Consider the following 17354-nt stretch of genomic DNA (forward strand, 5'->3'; position numbering starts at 1 on the left):
TCGAAGAACACCGGTCCGAATCAGTATCAAGCCGTATCACGAATCCGAAATCGAATTCACGAAGAACTCCAAACTGACGTAGAGGTTCTCAGGAAACACCATCCCGATCTTCATGCAGAACTCGAACAGGTTGTCTGTAACGGCCAAGAATAACGGATGGGGCCGCTGAGAGTCGAACTCAGGTCCACTGCACCCAAGGCAGCGAGGATACCACTACCCCACGGCCCCGCACCCATACGTACCCGCATCGGCCGGTAAAGCGTTTCGTTGCGCGGGCGGGGTACGCCCCGGTTTCCCCTCTGGTCCTCACTCCTCGTCGTCGCGCAGTTCGAGGTCGGCGACGATCTGGTAGGGGTCGGTCCCCTTCCGGATCGCGTCGAGCATGAAGAACGCCTCGTCAGGTGCGAGGAAGTGCCTCGTGATCCCCCGACCGAGCGGCGTCGGCTCGAAGCCGTCGATGAACTCCCACTCCAACAGTTTGCCGACCGCGTGTTTCGTCGGCACCTCGCCGATCATTCGGTCGTTGAGCCGCTTGGCCTTCTTGCCCGCGACGACGACGTTCGCGAGGGTCTCCTCGACCGCGGCGGTCTCGTCGTAGTGGGTCGCCACGTCCTCCATCTCGCCTTTCAGGAGCGTGAAGGCGACCTCGTCCTCCGTGCGGTCCATGGAGTTGTGGTAGACGCCGTCGGGCTCGACGAGGAGGTAGACGCGGCCGCGGTCGTGGTAGTCCGGTCGTCCGGCCCGGCCGAGCATCTGGGAGAACTCCTGGACGGAGAGCCACTCGATCCCCATCGCCAGCGAGTCGAAGATCACCTGCGAGGCGGGGAAGTCGACGCCGGCGGCCAGCGCCGCGGTGGTGACGACCGCGGAGAGGTCCTGGTTCCCGAACTGCCGTTCCACCTTCTTCCGGCGCTTGTAGTCGAGGCCGGCGTGGTACGGCGCGGAGTCGTACCGGAGCTTCCGGCTGATCTCGTGGCACCGCCGCCGGGAGTTCGTGAAGATGATCGTCTGCCCGCGGTACCCCTTCGACGACTTCGTGTCGAACTCGCGTTTCACGAGCTTGTCGGCGATCTGCGCCTTCTCCCGGCTGTCCGCGAAGGTGACGTGGCGCTCGATGGGGACGGGGCGCTCCTCGAACTCGATCAGCGTCGCCCGGAGCTTCTCGGCGAGCCACTCGGGGTTGCCGACGGTCGCGGAGAGGTAGACGAACTGGGTGCCGTCGTACCCCGAATGCGTCTCCATCCGCTCCTCGCTGTAGTGCTTCAGCCGCGAGATGAGCCCGTCGAGCCGGTGGCCGCGCTCGCCCTCCTTCAGGGTGTGGACCTCGTCGATGACGACGGTCCCCACGTCGCCTAAGTCCTTGCCCGTCCGGAGCGCGTGGTCGATCCCCTCGTAGGTGCCGACGATCACGTCGGCGTTCGGGTCGAACCGGTTGCCGTCGTCGTTCACGCGCGAGGAGCCGACGCGGATCGAGACGTTCAGCAGGTCGCCGTAGCGGTCCTCGAAGTCCTCGTGCTTCTGGTTGGCGAGCGCGACGAGCGGGACCAGAAAGAGGAGCTTCCCGTCCCCCTTCAGCGCGCGGTCGATCCCCGTCAGCTCGCCGACCAGCGTCTTCCCGGTCGCGGTCGCGCTCACGACGAGCTGGTCGTTCCCCTCCAAGAGGCCGTTCCGCACGGAGAGGCTCTGGACCGGCAGCAGCTCCTCGAAGCGCCCCTGGAGGTGCGCGGAGAGATCCGGATGGAGGTCGAGATCCTCGGTCCGGACCGGCGAGATGTCGTCGACGTTCGCGGAGACCTCGTCGTACTTCGTGAGGTCGGGGTCGAGCCCGCCCTGCAGGAGGTTGACGATCCGGTCTAAGTCGCCGGACTCGTAGAGGAGCTCTTCGAGCCGCTCCTCGGCGGCGCCCGTGAATTCGCCTTTGTACGACAGCTCGCGCTCTAACTCCCGGCGCGCGCAGTCGCGGCAGATCAGCTCGCCGTTGTGCTCGATCGCGCTCTCGCTCGTGATGGGGCCGTACCGCCCGTCACTCGCGCAGCGCCGGCAGGTCCGGACCGCCGTCGCCTCCAGCTGGTAGCCGTCGAGCATCTCCTTCAGTCGCTGCCGGTTCTCGGGGGCGGTCTGCTCGGAGATCCGGATCCGACCGGCCGCGCGGGCGAGGTCGACGAACTCGTCGGGCTGGCGGGGGTGGTCCTCGCCGTCGCGGATCACCCGGAACTTGCCCGGTCGCGGCCCCGCGGAGGTCTCCTTGAGTTCGAGCCGCCCGCGGAGCACCCGGTTGCCGTCGCGGTTCGCGACGACGGTGTAGTCGCTCCGCGCCTCGTGGAGGAACAGCGTCTCGACCTCGGCCAACTGCTGTGACACTGCCGTTCGGTACGCGATCGAGGTATTTCAGGTGTTCGGCTCGGCGCGTGACGCCGGAGCCGTGCGCGCGGCGCCGCGGCTCAGTGACGCGATCGCGCGGAGAAGGGCCCGCCTCGAACGGACGGGGGTCGGTTGGCTCTACGAGACGAGCAGCTTCTCGCCGCGCTCGACCGTGATCCGGCACGGCGGCGAGAGCTTGTTGTACGCCCGGCGGAACGCCTCCTTCACGACGGGGGCCTGGTCGACGTCGCAGTAGGCCGTGAAGACGACGTCGTCCTTGTTGAGTCGTGCGGCCGTCCCGACCGGCTTCCCGAACGCCTGCCGCATCCCGTCGGAGACGCGGTCCGCGCCGGCGCCGGTCGCCTGCTTGTTCTCCCGGATGACCTGGTGGGGGAACTTGCGGAGCGTCATCTTGTAGTTGCCCTCGCCGAGCTCCTTGATGAGGTGGCGGTTCGCCGAGAGGCGCGCGCTCTCGAGCGAGCCGTGTCGGATCTGGAGCTCCTCCTCGACGCGGAGGCTGATCTGGACGGGGTAGTCGTCCGGCTCCGCGGAGAGGTCGCCCATGTTGTGCTGGGCGATCTTCGAGCCGGGAATGCCCGTGATGTATTCGCGGCGGGTGTACGACGGCTTATCGATCGTCCGATACATAGAGGCGGGTTTGTCAGACATGGCTACTTGTCCGATGTAGCCCGCGCTGCGGCGATAAAGCCTTCGATAGCGAGGCGTCGTCGTCGGCCTCTCGGGGGTCAACGCCGGCTCTCGACCCGATCGAGTCGCGTGTTGGCACGCCACTCGCTCGGGCGCCACCTCACGTCACCGGCCGCTTCGCGCCGCCCGATCACTCCTCCGGCGTCGGGTCGAGCGCGACGTGGTCGAACCCGCGGTCCGCGAGCCGCTCCGCGGCCCGGTCGGTGACCGAGGGCGCGACGAGGACGCCCCGGACGGTCGGGGCGCCGCCGCCGTCGGCGTCGGAATCGCTATCCCTGGAATCGCTCTCGTCCGAATCGCCGGCGTCGGAACCGCCGCCCCCGCCCTCCGCGCCCAGCTCCTCCCGGAGCGCCCGCACGTACCGCGCGAGCTGGCCGACCGCATCCGGACCGACCCGCCGCCGTTTCAGTTCGACGACCACGGGGGTCCCGTCGGCGTCGACGCCGAACACGTCCATCGGGCCGGCGCTGGACGGGCGCTCGGTCTCGCGCGGTTCGAACCCCGGCTCGACGAGCTCCGGCCGTTCCAAGATTCTGGTCCGGAGGTCCTCCTCGCTCCCGTGGAGCGTGAGGTCGCGGCCGCCCGTGACGGCCATCGCGGAGAGCTGGTGCACGTCGGAAAAGCGGACCGTCAGCGTCTCGGCGGGGCTGGTCCGCGTCGAGACGACGCGAAGCCGCCCCTCGCGGACCGCGGCGCGGTGTTCCGACCCCGGCGGCTGCCAGTTGACGGGCTGGCGCCCCTCGTCGGTGTGGACGAGGGCGGCGCCGTCCGGCTTCAACACGAGCAGGCGGTCGCCGGCGCCCAGATCGGAGGCGGCGCGGCCCTCGTAGCTGACGGTGCAGCGACCGAACACGCTTATCAGGTCGCCGCGCTCGAACGCGTCCTCAAGCTCCCAGAGGGCCTCGCGGTGGCTCGGGTCGTGGACGCTCGTGACTGTCACTGCGATCCGTACGTGATTGTCGCTCAAAAAGGGTGTGAGAACGACGGAGACGATCGGGGGGCGCTCGGGACCGTCTGACCGATCGCGACCGAGACAGCCGAAGCCCCAACCGCTCGGCTTGACGATGATACTGCTTATAAATCGCTGGGCGACACGACCACCACCGAAGCCCCAGTCGCGAGGCGGGCGCACGCTCGCTTCGCTCCTCGCTCAGTCGCTGTCGCTCCTTCGCTGCGGTGCTTGCGTCGCCTGCGCCCGCCTCGCGACTGCCCCTTCGAGTCCCGCCCCGCACAGCAACCGCACCTCACACCTCCCCAGCCTCGCGGCTCCCTACGGTCGCCGCGTCCCTCGCGCGACGCTCCTCGGCCGCGATGCGGCCTCGGAGGCGCGCGCCGACCGTTCGTGTAGTGGAGCGTCGTCGGCTAGTCGTCGCTTACGTCCCGTGCTCCCAGCTGTCCATGTACTCGCGCTGTTCATCGCTGAGGTCGTCGTACTCGACGCCCTCGGCGGCGAGCTTGATATCCGCGACCTCGCGGTCGAGCTCGTCGGGCACGTCGTGGACGCCGGCCTCGTACTCCTCGCCGTTCGCCGCCAGTTCGCGGACGACGACCGCCTGCACCCCGAAGCTCTGGTCCATCACCTCGACCGGATGGCCGAGCGCGATGGGGGCGGCGAGGTTGACGAGCCGCCCCTCGGCGATGACGTTGAGGACGCGACCGTCTTCCATCTCGTAGCCCTCGACGCCGTCGCGGACCTCGTAGCGGTCCACGGCCAGGTCGTCGAGGTCGTCGAGGTTCACCTCGACGTCGAAGTGGCCGGCGTTCGCGAGGAGCACGCCGTCCTGCATCTCCGCGAAGTGCTCGCGGGTGATCACGTCGCGGTTGCCCGTCGTCGTGATGAACACGTCGCCCTTCTTCGCGGCCTCCCGCATCGGGAGCACCTCGTACCCCTCCATGTGGGCCTCCAGCGCCTTCCGGGGGTCGACCTCGCAGACGATGACGTTCGCGTTCTGGCCCGAGGCCTTCTTCGCGACGCCCTTCCCGCACTGGCCGTAGCCGCCGACGACGACGTTCTTACCGGCCCACGAGAGGTTCGTCGTCATCGCGATGGTCGCGAGCGACGACTCGCCCGTGCCGTGGACGTTGTCGAACAGCTGCTTCATCGGCGTGTCGTTCACGGCGAAGACGGGGTAGTGGAGCTCGCCGTCAGCGTCCATCGCGCGCAGTCGGTCGACGCCGGTCGTCGTCTCCTCGGCCCCGCCGACGATGGAGTCGATCAGGTCCGGGTACTCCTCGTGGACCAGCTTCACCATGTCCATCCCGTCGTCGACGGTGATGGTCGGCCCGTGGGCGATGCAGGCGTGCATCGCGTCGTAGTACTCGTCGTCGTCGACGCCGCGGACCGCGTAGGAGGTGATCGACTCGTGGGCGTCGAGCGCGGCGGACACGTCGTCGTGCGTCGACAGCGGGTTACAGCCGGTGATCGCGACCTCGGCGCCGCCCTCGGCGAGCAGCTCGACGAGGTTCGCCGTCTTCGCCTCGACGTGCATCGCCATCGCGATCGTCTCGCCGGCGAGCGGCTGCTCGTCGGCGAACTCCTCGCGGAGGGCGTTCAGGATCGGCATGTGCTGGAGCGCCCAGTCCATCTTCCGGCGCCCCTCCTCGCGGGCCGTCTCGACGTCCGAGAGGTGCTGTGACACCGGCGGATACGAAGTCTCGCTCATACGCCTCGCTTCGCTCACGGCGCACTAAACCCTGCCGACACCGAGTGCGTCCCGAAAAAGAGCGTCAGCGATCGCGAACCGGATCGGCGCGCGCTGCGCCGTCAGTTGTTGGGCCCGTTGCCCTGTCCGTTGCCGTTGCCCGGGCCGCTCCCGGCGTCGTCGTCATCGTCCTCGTCGCCATCATCGTCCTCGTCGTCTTCTTCGGTGTCGTCTTCTTCGGCGTCGTCCTCGTCGGCGTCGTCGTCACCGTCCGGACCGGCGTCGCTCGGCGGTCCACGGTCGTCGTCGCTCTCGTTCGCGTCGTCGTCACCGCCCGGCCCGGCGTGGTCCGGCGGTCCCTGCTCGCCGCCGTTCCCGTTGCCCTGACCGGCGTGGTCGGGCGCGTTACCGGGGCCGTCGCTCGCGTTGCCCGCGTCGCTCCCGTTACCCGCGTCGTCCGGGCCGCCCGGACTCCCCGCGTGGTCCGGGGCGTTCCCCGGGTTGTTCTCCGTCACGAAGTCCGAGACGGCGGCGCCGATGCCGCCCTCACGGTCCTCCAGGCGGTCGATGAAGTCCTGCACGAGCTGGCCGAAGGGCTGGTCCGCGGCCTCCTCGCCGTCCGCGGTCAGGTCGACGATCGCGGAGACGGACTCGCCCTCGTACTCGGCTGTCACGTCGACCGTGACGTTCTCCTCGGCGTCGGGGAGGGTGACGGTGCCGTTCTCGTCGGTCGTGTACTCGCCCTCGCCGACGTAGCTGACGTTCTGTCCGTCGGCGGTGGTGACGTTCACCGAGGCGTTCTCCGCGCCCTCGCCGTCGTCGGTCACCGTGACGACCGGCTCGCCGCCGGTGTTCGACACGTCGAGCGCGAGCCCCTCGGGGGCCACGAGGTCGACGGTCGTCGAGACGGAGTCGTTCTCGTACTCGGCGGTCACGTCGACCGTCACGTCCTCTTCCGCGGCGGCGAGGGTGACGGTGCCGTTCGCGTCGGTCTCGTAGTCGCCCGCGCCGACGTACGACTCGTTCTCGGCGTCGGCGGCGGTGACGTTCACCGAGGCGTTCTCGACCGCGGTGTCGTTGTTGGTCACCGTGACGACCGGCTCGCCGTCGGTGTTCTCCACGGTGAGCTCGAGCCCGTCGGGGGCTTCGAGATCGGCCGTGGTCGAGGCGGTCTCGTTCCCGTCGCTCGCGGTCACGTCAACGGTCACGTCCTCCTCGGGGGCGGGGAGGTCGACGGTGCCGTTCGCGTCGGTCTCGTACTCGCCGGCGCCCGCGTACGACTCGTTCTCGGGGTCGGCGACCTCGACGAGCACCGTGGCGTTCTCCACCGCGCTGTCGTTCTCGGTTACCGTGACCGTCGACGTTCCGTCCGCGTCCTGTTCGACGGCCACTTCGAGGTGTCCGTCGGCGGCCGCGACGCCGGTCATCGCGCCGAGCGCGACGACCGCGATCAACAGCAGGCCAATCGTGCGTTTGCTCATGTGCGTCCGGGCCGTGGCGCCGTTACCCTATAAAAAGGCATCTCCGTTAAGCCGGTTTAATCCGGATTTTATCCGGGTTAACGGCGCCCTCTCCACGATTCGGCAAGCGGGCGGGATCCGGCGGCCGATCGGCCGGGATCGCCGGCGAGCCACGCCCGGCGGCGATCGATCTGCGGCTCGGGCGCAGCGGAGAGCGGCTCGGGCGTGACGGGAAACGGCCCGGACGCGACGGGGTACGTTCGGAGAACGACTTGCCGCGGCGGCGCGTCCGAAGGACCGTTTCAGACGATCTTGTCGACCGTCTCAGACGAACTCGTCGACCGTTTCAGACAATCTCGTCGATCAGTTCGCGCGCGCTCCGGCGGACAGCCTCGTCGCTCTCGATCGACGGCTCCCAGCCAAGGTCGGCGAGCCGCTCGATCGACAGTCGCATCCGCGGCACGTCGCCGGTCCAGCCGCGGTCGCCGCCGGTGTAGCTGTACTCGGGGTCGACGCCGAGCTCCTCGCTGACGATGTCGGCGATCCGCGTCACGGAGGTCGTCGTCCGCGTCCCGAGGTTGTAGACGTTCAGGTCCTCGTCCGCGTGCTCGACCACGTGCTGGATGGCGTCGACGCACTCGGTGACGTGCATGTACGACTTCTCCTGGCGGCCGTCGCCGAGGATCTCCAGCTCGGTCGGGTCGGCGTCGAGCTTCTGGACGAAGTCGGGGATCACGTTGCCGCGCTGGCGCGGGCCGACGATGTTCGCGAACCGGAACACCCACGCGGTGAGGTCATAGGAGTGCGCGTGCGTCGAGATCAGCGCCTCGTCGGCGAGCTTCGAGGAGCCGTAGATGGAGATGGGCTCCAAGGGACCGTAATCCTCCGGCGTCGGCCGCGGGGCCTCGCCGTACACCGTCGAGGAGGAGGTGAATGCGAGCCGGTCGACGCCGACCTCGCGCATGCGCTCGATAACGTTGTACGTCATCGCCGTGTTGGCCTCGAACAGCTCCCGGTCGTCGTCGTAGTTCGTGTCGGTGTACGCGGCGAAGTGGAAGACGACGTCGAGGTCGCCGGTGACCGCCTCGGCGACGTCCTCCGGATCGGTGAGGTCGGCCTCGACGAAGTCGACGCCGTCCGGGACGCGGTCGCGGGTCCCCTTCGAGAGGTCGTCCGCGACGCGGACCGCGGCGCCGCGGTCGCGGAGCGCCCGCGCGAGGTGGCTCCCGACGAGCCCCGCGCCGCCGGTGACGAGCGCGGTCGAATCGGTGAGGTCCATACCCGACCCCTGGGGCGGTGTCGGGTAAGTAGGTGTGGAAACGCGTCGCGGCTCCCGCTCCCCGGGAGCCGCGCCGTCAGAGCCCCTCCTCGCCGCCCTCCTGCGCGAGCATGACGACCATCGAGAGCCCGGAGATGCACAACAGGAGGAGGGTGGGGACGACGGCGTACTGGTAGAGGCCGGACTCCTGTGCGCGCCAGATCTGCGTGACGATCGTCTCGAAGCCGGAGGGGCGGAGGATGAGCGTGACCGGGAGCTCCTTCATCGTCGTGAGGAACACGAGGGCGGCGCCGGCGACGATCCCGGACCGGACGAGGGGGAAGGTCACGCGCCGGAACGACCCCACCGACGACTCGCCGAGCGCCCGGCTCGCCTCGACCAGCCGCGGGTCGACCCCCAGGATCGAGGTCCGCGTCGACCCGACGACCTGCGGCAGGAACCGGACGACGTACGCGAACACCAGCAGCGGGAGCGTCTGGTAGAGCCACGGGAGGTAGCTGGACCCGAAGTAGACCAAGGCGAGCGCCAACACGATCCCGGGGACCGCGAACCCGACGTAGGTCGTCCGCTCGAACAGTGTCGACAGCGGAGAGTCGTGGTTCGCGGCGAAGTACGCGACCGGGAGCGCCGCCAGCGCGGCGACGACCGCGGCCGCCCCGGCCACGGACACCGAGTTGAGCGCCTGGACCCACTCGAACGCCATCGACGGGCGGCGGCCCGCGTCGGTGCGGACGAGCCACAGGAAGAGGATCCAGAGGGGGACGAGGAGCGCGACCGCGGACACCGACGCGGGCAGCAGCGTCGCCGGCCAGCGCCACCGCCCCAGCCCGACGAGCCGGTCGGTGTTGCCCGCGTCGTCGCCGTGGGCGGTGCGGTCGGAGCGGACGAGCCACTCCAGCGCGAGCACGACGAGCACCACGGCGAGCAGCTGCAGCGAGAGGAGGGCGGCGTAGTCCCGGCCGAAGGAGTTGTACTCGACGTAGATCTGGCGGGTGAAGACGGGGAGCCGCATGATCGTCGGCGTCCCGAAGTCGGACACCGCGTACAGCGCCGCGAGCAGCGAGCCGGCGGCGATCGCCGGCCGGATCACGGGGAGCGTCACGCGCCGGAACGCCGCGATCCGCCCGTGGTTCAGCGTCCGCGCCGCCTCGATGAGCGTCGTGTCGAGCGAGAGGAGCGCGGCGCGGGTGGTCAGGTAGACGTACGGGTACGTGTAGAGGGTGATGACGAGGATCGTTCCCGGGAGCCCGTAGATCTCGGGAATCCGCTCGATCCCCAGCGGCGCGAGCAGGTCGTGGAACTCGCCGCGGGGGCCGAACGCCGAGACGAAGGAGAACGCGCCGACGTAGCTCGGAACGACGAGCGGGAGCGCGACCGCGATCGACCAGAACCGGCGGAACGGGAGGTCGGTCCGGGCCGTCAGGTACGCCAGCGGAACCCCGATCAGGACCGAGAGCGCGGTGACGCCGCCCATCAGCAGCAGGCTGTTCGCCAGGATCTCGGCGGTTCCCGGACTGAACAGCAGCTCCGTCGCCCGCGCCCGGTCGACGGTGACCGCCTCGATCACCAGCCACGCCAGCGGGAACACCAGCGTCCCGGCGATGGCGGCCGAGAGCAGCGTCAGCCCGAGGGGTAGTCGGCCGTCGCCGTCCGTCAGGAGGTCGCGGATCCGCTGTGTCAGGCTCATGATCCGGTGCGGGAGGGTCTTGGCGGGGGAAGGCGGCACCGACCGTTAGCAGTTGCGATTCGGTCGGCGATCCGGGTCCGACGGATATAATAGTTTAGGGAAGCCTAAACCGGGCATGGAACTGACGCGGCGCGACGCGGCGGCCGCGCTGGCGGCCCTCGGCGCGACCGGCGGCGTCGCCCTCGCCGCGCGCCGATCGGGCCGCGGGAGCGACGCCGACGCGGCGGGGGGCGCGGACGGCGAGGAGGACGGCGGAGAAGACGACGAGGGGACCGAGCGCCCCCTCGACGACGCGGCCGTCCGCGCGTCGATGGCCGCGGTCGCGACCGTCCTCTACCCGCAGGAGGTCGACGGCGTCGGGGCGTTCGTCGACGAGTTCCTCGACGGCCGGCTGGACGGGTCGCCCCACGCCGACGGGGTCCGAGCCACCGTGAGAGAGGTCGACGAGGCGGCCCGCGACTGGTACGGGGCGCCGGTCGCCGAGCTGTCCGAGGGCGACCGGGACCGGCTCCTGCGCGAGCTCGGCGCCGACACCGCCGACGAGGACCCTGACGGAACCCTCGCCGAGCGGGTGCGGTACTACGTGGTCAACGAGCTTCTCTTAGCGCTGTACGCCTCGCCGACCGGCGGCGAGCTGGTCGGGCTGGAGAACCCGCAGGGTCACCCCGGCGGGACCGAGAGCTACCGGCGGGGGCTGCGATGAGCGGCGCGGAGAGCGCCGGCCCGACCCGCGGCGACGACGGGGTCGACCGCGCTCCCGTCCCGGACGCGGACGTCTGCGTGGTGGGCGCGGGACCGGCGGGCGCCCTCGTCGCCGACCGGCTGGCCGACGACCGCGAGGTGGTCGTCCTCGACGCGGGCCCCCGGTTCGACCCCGCGGACCGCCTCGCGCGACAGGAGCGGTCGATCCGCCCGAGCTACGACCGCCCCGACGTGTGGGACGGGGGCGGCGAGCGCGACGCGCACGCCAACTCCGGCGAGCGGTTCTACCCGCTGAACCACGCCCGCGTGAAGGGGGTCGGCGGGTCGACGCTCCACTGGCAGGGGATGGTGATGCGGCTCCACGAGGACGACTTCAACTCGGGGAGCGCGCGGGGGGTCGGCCCGGACTGGCCGATCGACTACGCCGACCTCCGGCCGTACTACGCCGAGGCGGAGCGCGAGCTGGGCGTCGCGGGCGCCTCCGATAACCCCTACGCGCCGCCGCGCGAGGAGCCGCACCCGATGCCCGCGTTCGAGCCCTCCCACAGCGACTCGCTGTTCGCCGAGGCGTGCGAGGAGCTCGGGATCGACATGCACTCGGTGCCGAACGCGCGCAACTCCGAGGCGTACGACGGTCGGTCCGCCTGCGTCGGCTACGGCACCTGCCAGCCCGTCTGTCCGGCCGGGGCGAAGTACGACGCGACGGTCCACGTCGAGCGCGCGGAGGAGCGGGGCGCGACCGTCATCGACCGCGCCCCCGTCCAGCGGCTCGAACACGACGCGGACCGCGTCACCGCGGCGGTGTACGCGACCCCGGACGGCGAGGAGCACCGACAGACCGCCGACGCCTTCGTCGTCGCCTGCGGCGGGGTAGAGACGCCGCGGCTCCTCCTCATGTCAGACTCGGCGGAGTACCCCGACGGCCTCGCCAACTCCAGCGGGACGGTCGGGAAGTTCTTCATGGACCACCTGTTCGCGGGCGTCGGCGGCACGCTCGACGAGCCCACCCGCCAGAACCACGTCGGGTTCTACACGAGCGCGTGCGACCAGTTCTACGACGAGGCGGACGAGGCGGTCGGCCCGTTCAAGCTGGAGTTCCTCAACTACGCCGGCCCCTCGCCGGTCGAGATGGCCCTCACCGGCGACGACTGGGGCGACGACCTCTTAGGGCGGCTCCGCGACGGCTACGGCACTCACGTCGCCATGGGCGGGCTGGTCGAACAGCTCCCCCGGTCGGACAGCTACGTGACCCTCCATCCCGACCGCACCGATGACCGCGGGAACCCGGTCCCCGAGATCCACTGGAACGTCGACGAGCGAGCCCTCCGGACGATCGAGCGCGCCAACGAGATCCAGCGGTCGGTCCTCGAGGAGCTGGGCGCGGAGATCGAATGGGTCGCCGGCCCCGACGCGACCGGGCCTGCCTACCACCACATGGGCACGACCCGGATGAGCGCCGACCCCGACGCCGGCGTCGTCGACGCCGACTGCCGGACCCACGACCTGGACAACTGCTGGATCGCCTCGAGCAGCGTCTTCCCCACGGGCGGCGCGATGAACCCCACGCTGACGATCGCCGCGCTCGCGCTTCGCGTGGCCGACGACGTTCGAGAGGGGCTCTAACAAACGCTTTAGGCAAACCTAAAAACTCAAGTGGGTGGGGCGGCACCTCGGAGGTAATGAGTTCGATCACGGCGCCCGACGACGAGGCGACCGACGGAGCCGACTCCGTCGACGTCGACGCGACCGCGCGGGACGACGACGGGAGTACCGACACGGACGACGAGTACACCTTCGACGACCTCAGCGTCGTCATGGGGACGTACAACGAGGAGGAGGCGATCGCGACCGTCCTCGACGACGTCGAGCGCGTCACCGACGGGAAGGCGGAGGTCGTCTGCGTCGACGGCTCCTCGGACCGGACGCCGGAGATCGCCCGCGAGCGCGGCGCGACCGTGATCGAACAGGAGCCGCAGGGGTACGGCGTCGCCGTCCGAGAGGCCGTCCTGACGCCCGACCGCCCGGTCGTCGTCACGACCGACTGCGACGACACCTATCCGATGGAGGCGCTGCCCGAGTTCCTCGCCGAGATCAACGACGGGGCCGACGTGGTCAGCGGCGACCGGCTCTACCACGGCGCGGACGCGATGCCGGCGTTCAACCGGTTCGGAAACCACGCGTTCGCGGCGCTCGCGTCCGTCCTCATGGGCGAGCGCGTCCACGACACCACGACTGGGATGCGCGCGTATCGCCGGGAGGTCGTGCAGGACATCGGGTGGACCGAGAACACGGGCCTCTCCGCCGAGCTGCTGATCCGCCCGCTGATGCGCGGCTACGACGTGCGCGAGGAGCCGATCGAGTACGCCGAGCGGCTGGGGGAGACGAAGCTCGACCCGATCGAGGGCGGCGCCGCCATCGCGAAGTCGATCGCGACCGTCTGTCTCGAAGAGCGGCTGCGACGGTTCTGAGGGCGGTCCGGCCCGAACGTCGAACGGCCTCTCGCCGCCGGCACTATTTATAGGGGGACACGAGAGGTGTCCGGCACTATTTATAAACAGATCTTGCGAACCGTGCGGAACCATTTAAACCGACCAGGCCGGCGATTCGCGTCGCGCTCTCCCGCCGTCGCCCGCGGTCGTCCCGCCCCCCGGAGCTCTACTCGCCGACCCGGTCGACGAGGTCGTTCGCGGCCGCCGCCGCCCGTTCTCGGACCGCGTCGGCGTCGAGCGTCAGGACCTCGCGGTCGCGCATGAGGACCTCGCCGTCGCAGACGGTGTGACGCACGTCGCTCCCGCGCGCCGCGTACGCGAGGTGCGAGACGGGGTCGTGGACCGGCGTGAGGTGCGGGGCGTCGAGGTCGACGACCGCGAGGTCGGCGGCCGCGCCGGGCTCGATCCGCCCGCCGGGGAGCCCGAGGGCGTCGGCGCCGCCGGCGGTCGCCATCTCCACGACCGCCGCGGCGGGCACCGCGCTCGCGTCGTCCGCGGCGAGCTTCCCGAGCATTGCGGCGTCGCGCATCTCGTCGAACACGTCTAGGTCGTTGTTCGAGGCCGCCCCGTCCGTGCCGAGCGCGACCGTGACGCCCGCGTCGCGGAGGCGCTGGACCGGGGCCATCCCGCTCGCGAGCTTCATGTTCGAGGCCGGGCAGTGGACGACGGCGGTCCCGGCGTCGGCGAGCCGGTCGATCTCCGAGCCGTCGAGGTGAACGCCGTGCGCGAAGAAGTCGTCCGCGCCGAGCGCGCCCAACTCCTCGGCGTACGCGATCGGTCGCTCCCCGCGCTCGTCGACGATCGGGTCGACCTCGTCGGTCGTCTCGTTGGCGTGGAGGTGGATCGGAATGTCCGCCTCGCGGGCCTCGGCGACGCCCTCGCCGAGGAACGCCTCGCCGACCGTCGTCAGCGAGTGGGGCATGAAGGCGGTCCGGATCCGCCCGTCCGCGGCGCCGTCGAGCTCTTTCGCGACCGCCAGGCTCTCCTCGACGTCGGCGCGGGCGTCCGCGTCGTCTTTGCCCACGGTGACGACGCCGTGGCCGAGGCGGGCCCGCACGCCCGCGCGATCGACCACGTCCGCGACGCGGTCCATCGCGAAGTACATGTCCGCGAACGCGGTCGTCCCCGACCGGATCATCTCTAGGACGCCGAGCTCGGCGCCGGCCTCGATGTCGTTCGGCGTGAGCTCGGCCTCGGCCGGCCAGATGTCCTCGCGCAGCCACGGGTCGAGCGGCTTGTCGTCGGCGTACCCGCGGAGGAGCGTCATCGCGACGTGCGTGTGGGCGTTGACGAGCCCCGGGATCACGAGCCCGCCGTCGGCGTCGAGGGTCTCGTCGGCGGTCGACGGGAGGTCCGCGTCGGCGTCGTCCGCCCTCTCGCCGCTCACCGTCTCGTCACCCACCGCGGCAATCGTCCCGGCGTCGCGGTCGATCGTCACGTCCGACTCGGTCACGCGGCCGTCGGGTCGGAGCACCCGGCCGCCCGTCACGCGAAGCGCGTTCATACCACCCGGTTCCGGCGGGCGGACCTAACGCCTTCCGTTCGGGAGCGACGCGGACCGTTCGGTCGGGGGAGCCGCTCTCGGCCCCTCCGCCTCCGAACGTTCTTTCCCCGCCGCCGCCGGAGGTCCGCCCATGGCAACCGACGCCCAGCAGGCGTGTTTCGAGGCCGGGATCAAGTTCGGGTCGCTGTACCACCAGTTCGCGGGGACCCCGGTCAGCCCGGCGAGCACGCGTAGTCTGGAGGCGGCGATGGCGGAGGCGATCGAGAACCAGCCGTACTGCGAGTCGGTGACCGTCGAGATCCGCGACGACCGCGTCGCCGACGCGATCGACCACGAGAACGGCTACACGGAGCTCACCGGCTCGCTGATGGACGTCGAGATGCGGATCGACTACGAGGGCGTGACGGTCCGCACCCGGATGGCGATGCGGGACGGGTACCCGCTGATGGAGCTGGTCGCAGTCGAGGGTGAGTCGGAGGCTACCGACGGGAGCGGCACAACTAATTAACTGTTTACTCAAGTTGCGATTCTCCCTGAGTCTGTAAGGAACTTTGAGGAAGACTTTAGTGTACCCTACCAAAATCGGTACACTATGCCCGATCCAGCAAATGGTGAGGCAGTTGAGAGCACGAAGCGACGGCGCCTCCTCGGCCTCCTCGGCGGCGGGGCGGCGGTAAGCCTCGCCGGCTGTTCCGATCAGGAGCCCTCCGACGGCAGTGACGGCGAAGACGGCGAAGACGGAATGGACGGCGAAGACGGCGAAGACGGAATGGACGGCGAAGACGGCGAAGACCAGGGGCCCACCAACGCCGACAAGGCGCAGGCCGCTTGGGAACGCGCCGTCGATAACCCCCTCCCGGAAGACGAGGAGCTCCGTCAGGAGGCGTACATCGAGATGGAAGAGGCGGCCCGCGACGACGCCGTGCTCATCCCGCTGTATCACGGCCTCACCGAGCTGTTCTGGTACGACTACGTCGACGTGCCGCTGACCGGTGCGCTCGGCAAGCACTGGCAGCAGCTCAACACGACGACCGTCGAAGGGAAGAGCGACCTCAACCTGATCAACAGCACCTTCGACGAGCTGGACCCGATCATGTCGACCGACACGGCGTCGTCGATCGTCATCACCCAGATCTACGAGAACCTGACGGCGTTCCCCAACGGCGTCCCGGAGATCGAAAACCAGCTCTTAGAGGAGTTCGAGGTCTCTGAGGACGGCACCACGTGGACGTTCACGCTCCGCGACGACGTCCAGTTCCACGACGGCACCGAGATGACGGCCCAGGACGTGAAGTACTCCTGGCGCCGCACCGTCGAGTCGGAGAACTCCGAGCGCGCGGGCTTCACCCTCAATCAGCCCGTCGGGCTCGGCATCGACGCCGAGACGGACGACGATGGGAACGTCGTCCCCGACTCGCTGGCGGTCGAAGTCATCGACGACTACACCATCGAGATCCAGCTCACCGGTCCGAACCCGGACGTGCTCGACGTCATCGCGTACTCCAGCTTCTCGGTCATTCCCGAGGGGTACGTCGGCGACATCGAGGGGTACGACGGCGAGGTCACCCACCAGGAGTTCTCGACCGAAGTCGCGAACGGGACCGGTCCCTTCGAGCTCGACGTGTTCAACGTCGACGAGGACGTCACGGTCGTCCGCAACGACGACTACTACGGCGAGGTCGCGAGCGTCGACGCCGTCAACTGGGAGATCATCGAGGACTCCCAGGCGGCGTGGACCTACGCCCTCGAGCAGAACGCCGACCGGTTCGAGATGCCGACGTTCGCCTACGAGGCGGACGCCATCGACGCCGAGGCCGACGACCGCGGCCGCGACGTCGGGACGTACGGTCCGGCGGGAGAACTGGAGGAAGAAGTCAACTATCTCGGCCTCTCCGAGATCAGCACGTTCTACTTCGCGTTCAACGCCGCGAACACGGACCGCGCGGTCCGTCAGGCGATCGCGTACGTGATGAACAAAGAGCAGATCGTCGAAGAGGTGTTCGCCGGCCGCGGCACCCCGGCATACAGCTTCCTCCCGCCGGCCATCTGGCCCACCGGGAACGACGGCTACAACGACTTCCTCGACGACTACCCGTACAGCCGCGGGGAGAGCGACCCGCAGGGCGCGCAGTCCGTCCTCGAAGAGGCGGGCATCTCGTCCGACAACCCGGTCGACATCACGCTCACCACCTACGAGAGCGAGGTGTTCCAGACGGCCGGCGAGCTCATCCGCGACCTGATCTCCGGGACCGGGATCAACATGTCGCTCGAGACGTCGCAGTTCTCCGTCCTGCAGGGCCGCGGGGAGGACGGTGACCTCGAGATGTACAGTCTCGGGTGGATCTGGAGCTGGCCCGCCGTTCCGTACGGGATGTTCCAGCTCGAACCGCTCAACACGCGGACGTCGACGATGCCCAACGACACCAACGGGTTCTACCTCGACTGGCAGACCGCGCTCAACGAAGAAGCCGAGTAGACCCGCTCGGCCTCCCGTTATCGAAGCATTTAGTTACCGAACGAGA

The 17354-nt window shown here is 69.6% G+C and carries 13 protein-coding genes and 1 tRNA gene; 5 read left to right on the plus strand and 9 right to left on the minus strand.

Features of this window, described 5'->3' with window-relative positions:
• Positions 1 to 157: 157 nt before the first annotated feature.
• The 8 genes from JIN95_RS15240 to JIN95_RS15275 form a co-directional block, all read right to left on the minus strand.
• A tRNA-Pro gene (locus JIN95_RS15240) sits at positions 158 to 228 on the minus strand.
• Positions 229 to 306: 78 nt separating this feature from the next.
• Positions 307 to 2361 (minus strand): DEAD/DEAH box helicase, encoded by a 2055-nt coding sequence (locus JIN95_RS15245; RefSeq protein WP_200532018.1) that lies wholly within the window; start codon positions 2359 to 2361, stop codon positions 307 to 309.
• Positions 2362 to 2499: 138 nt separating this feature from the next.
• A complete protein-coding gene (locus JIN95_RS15250; RefSeq protein ID WP_095635653.1) occupies positions 2500 to 3030 on the minus strand; it encodes a 50S ribosomal protein L16 in 531 nt (176 codons plus the stop codon).
• Between the two features lie 169 nt (positions 3031 to 3199).
• Positions 3200 to 4009: an endonuclease NucS gene (gene nucS / locus JIN95_RS15255; RefSeq protein WP_200532019.1), complete on the minus strand. Its 810-nt coding sequence runs from the start codon at positions 4007 to 4009 to the stop codon at positions 3200 to 3202.
• A gap of 433 nt (positions 4010 to 4442) precedes the next feature.
• Positions 4443 to 5732: an adenosylhomocysteinase gene (locus JIN95_RS15260; RefSeq protein ID WP_200532020.1), complete on the minus strand. Its 1290-nt coding sequence runs from the start codon at positions 5730 to 5732 to the stop codon at positions 4443 to 4445.
• 101 nt (positions 5733 to 5833) lie between these two features.
• Positions 5834 to 7192 carry a DNA primase gene (locus tag JIN95_RS15265; protein WP_200532021.1) on the minus strand — a complete coding sequence of 453 codons (1359 nt, stop codon included), beginning with the start codon at positions 7190 to 7192 and terminating at the stop codon, positions 5834 to 5836.
• Positions 7193 to 7517: 325 nt separating this feature from the next.
• The gene (locus JIN95_RS15270; RefSeq protein ID WP_095635650.1) at positions 7518 to 8450 is read right to left on the minus strand and encodes an NAD-dependent epimerase/dehydratase family protein; all 933 of its coding nucleotides are present in this window, start codon (positions 8448 to 8450) and stop codon (positions 7518 to 7520) included.
• 76 nt (positions 8451 to 8526) lie between these two features.
• Complete coding sequence (locus JIN95_RS15275) at positions 8527 to 10137, minus strand: iron ABC transporter permease (protein WP_095635649.1); 1611 nt, start codon at positions 10135 to 10137, stop codon at positions 8527 to 8529.
• Positions 10138 to 10252: 115 nt separating this feature from the next.
• Here JIN95_RS15275 and JIN95_RS15280 point away from each other — a divergent pair, with 115 nt between their 5' ends.
• From JIN95_RS15280 to JIN95_RS15290, 3 genes are all read left to right on the plus strand, one after another.
• A complete protein-coding gene (locus JIN95_RS15280; RefSeq protein ID WP_200532022.1) occupies positions 10253 to 10840 on the plus strand; it encodes a gluconate 2-dehydrogenase subunit 3 family protein in 588 nt (195 codons plus the stop codon).
• Positions 10837 to 12462 (plus strand): GMC family oxidoreductase, encoded by a 1626-nt coding sequence (locus tag JIN95_RS15285; RefSeq protein WP_200532023.1) that lies wholly within the window; start codon positions 10837 to 10839, stop codon positions 12460 to 12462. The genes JIN95_RS15280 and JIN95_RS15285 overlap by 4 nt, the downstream gene beginning before the upstream one ends.
• 191 nt (positions 12463 to 12653) lie before the next feature.
• A complete protein-coding gene (locus JIN95_RS15290; protein ID WP_233138663.1) occupies positions 12654 to 13307 on the plus strand; it encodes a dolichyl-phosphate hexose transferase in 654 nt (217 codons plus the stop codon).
• A 187-nt stretch (positions 13308 to 13494) separates the two neighbouring features.
• On the opposite strand, the gene JIN95_RS15295 is transcribed toward JIN95_RS15290, so the two are convergent.
• A complete protein-coding gene (locus JIN95_RS15295) occupies positions 13495 to 14832 on the minus strand; it encodes an amidohydrolase (protein WP_200532025.1) in 1338 nt (445 codons plus the stop codon).
• 130 nt (positions 14833 to 14962) lie between these two features.
• Between JIN95_RS15295 and JIN95_RS15300 the strand changes: the two genes are divergently transcribed.
• Together JIN95_RS15300 and JIN95_RS15305 are read left to right on the plus strand one after the other, a co-directional pair.
• Positions 14963 to 15340, plus strand: a complete 378-nt coding sequence (locus JIN95_RS15300; RefSeq protein ID WP_095635644.1) for a dihydroneopterin aldolase family protein — start codon at positions 14963 to 14965, stop codon at positions 15338 to 15340.
• An 84-nt stretch (positions 15341 to 15424) separates the two neighbouring features.
• Positions 15425 to 17308, plus strand: coding sequence for an ABC transporter substrate-binding protein (locus JIN95_RS15305; RefSeq protein ID WP_234699221.1), 1884 nt, complete (start codon positions 15425 to 15427; stop codon positions 17306 to 17308).
• The last annotated feature ends 46 nt before the right edge of the window (positions 17309 to 17354 follow it).

Source organism: Halorubrum sp. LN27, from assembly GCF_016635065.1.
Taxonomy (GTDB): domain Archaea; phylum Halobacteriota; class Halobacteria; order Halobacteriales; family Haloferacaceae; genus Halorubrum; species Halorubrum salipaludis.

Coding starts and splice junctions, on each gene's coding strand:
- JIN95_RS15260 (WP_200532020.1), bottom strand. CDS start 5,732: ATGAGCGAGACTTCGTATCCGCCGGTGTCACAGCACCTCTCGGACGTC.
- JIN95_RS15290 (WP_233138663.1), top strand. CDS start 12,654: ATGGGGACGTACAACGAGGAGGAGGCGATCGCGACCGTCCTCGACGAC.
- JIN95_RS15295 (WP_200532025.1), bottom strand. CDS start 14,832: ATGAACGCGCTTCGCGTGACGGGCGGCCGGGTGCTCCGACCCGACGGC.
- JIN95_RS15305 (WP_234699221.1), top strand. CDS start 15,425: ATGCCCGATCCAGCAAATGGTGAGGCAGTTGAGAGCACGAAGCGACGG.
- JIN95_RS15280 (WP_200532022.1), top strand. CDS start 10,253: ATGGAACTGACGCGGCGCGACGCGGCGGCCGCGCTGGCGGCCCTCGGC.
- JIN95_RS15275 (WP_095635649.1), bottom strand. CDS start 10,137: ATGAGCCTGACACAGCGGATCCGCGACCTCCTGACGGACGGCGACGGC.
- JIN95_RS15265 (WP_200532021.1), bottom strand. CDS start 7,192: ATGAGCAAACGCACGATTGGCCTGCTGTTGATCGCGGTCGTCGCGCTC.
- JIN95_RS15270 (WP_095635650.1), bottom strand. CDS start 8,450: ATGGACCTCACCGATTCGACCGCGCTCGTCACCGGCGGCGCGGGGCTC.
- JIN95_RS15250 (WP_095635653.1), bottom strand. CDS start 3,030: ATGTCTGACAAACCCGCCTCTATGTATCGGACGATCGATAAGCCGTCG.
- JIN95_RS15300 (WP_095635644.1), top strand. CDS start 14,963: ATGGCAACCGACGCCCAGCAGGCGTGTTTCGAGGCCGGGATCAAGTTC.
- JIN95_RS15285 (WP_200532023.1), top strand. CDS start 10,837: ATGAGCGGCGCGGAGAGCGCCGGCCCGACCCGCGGCGACGACGGGGTC.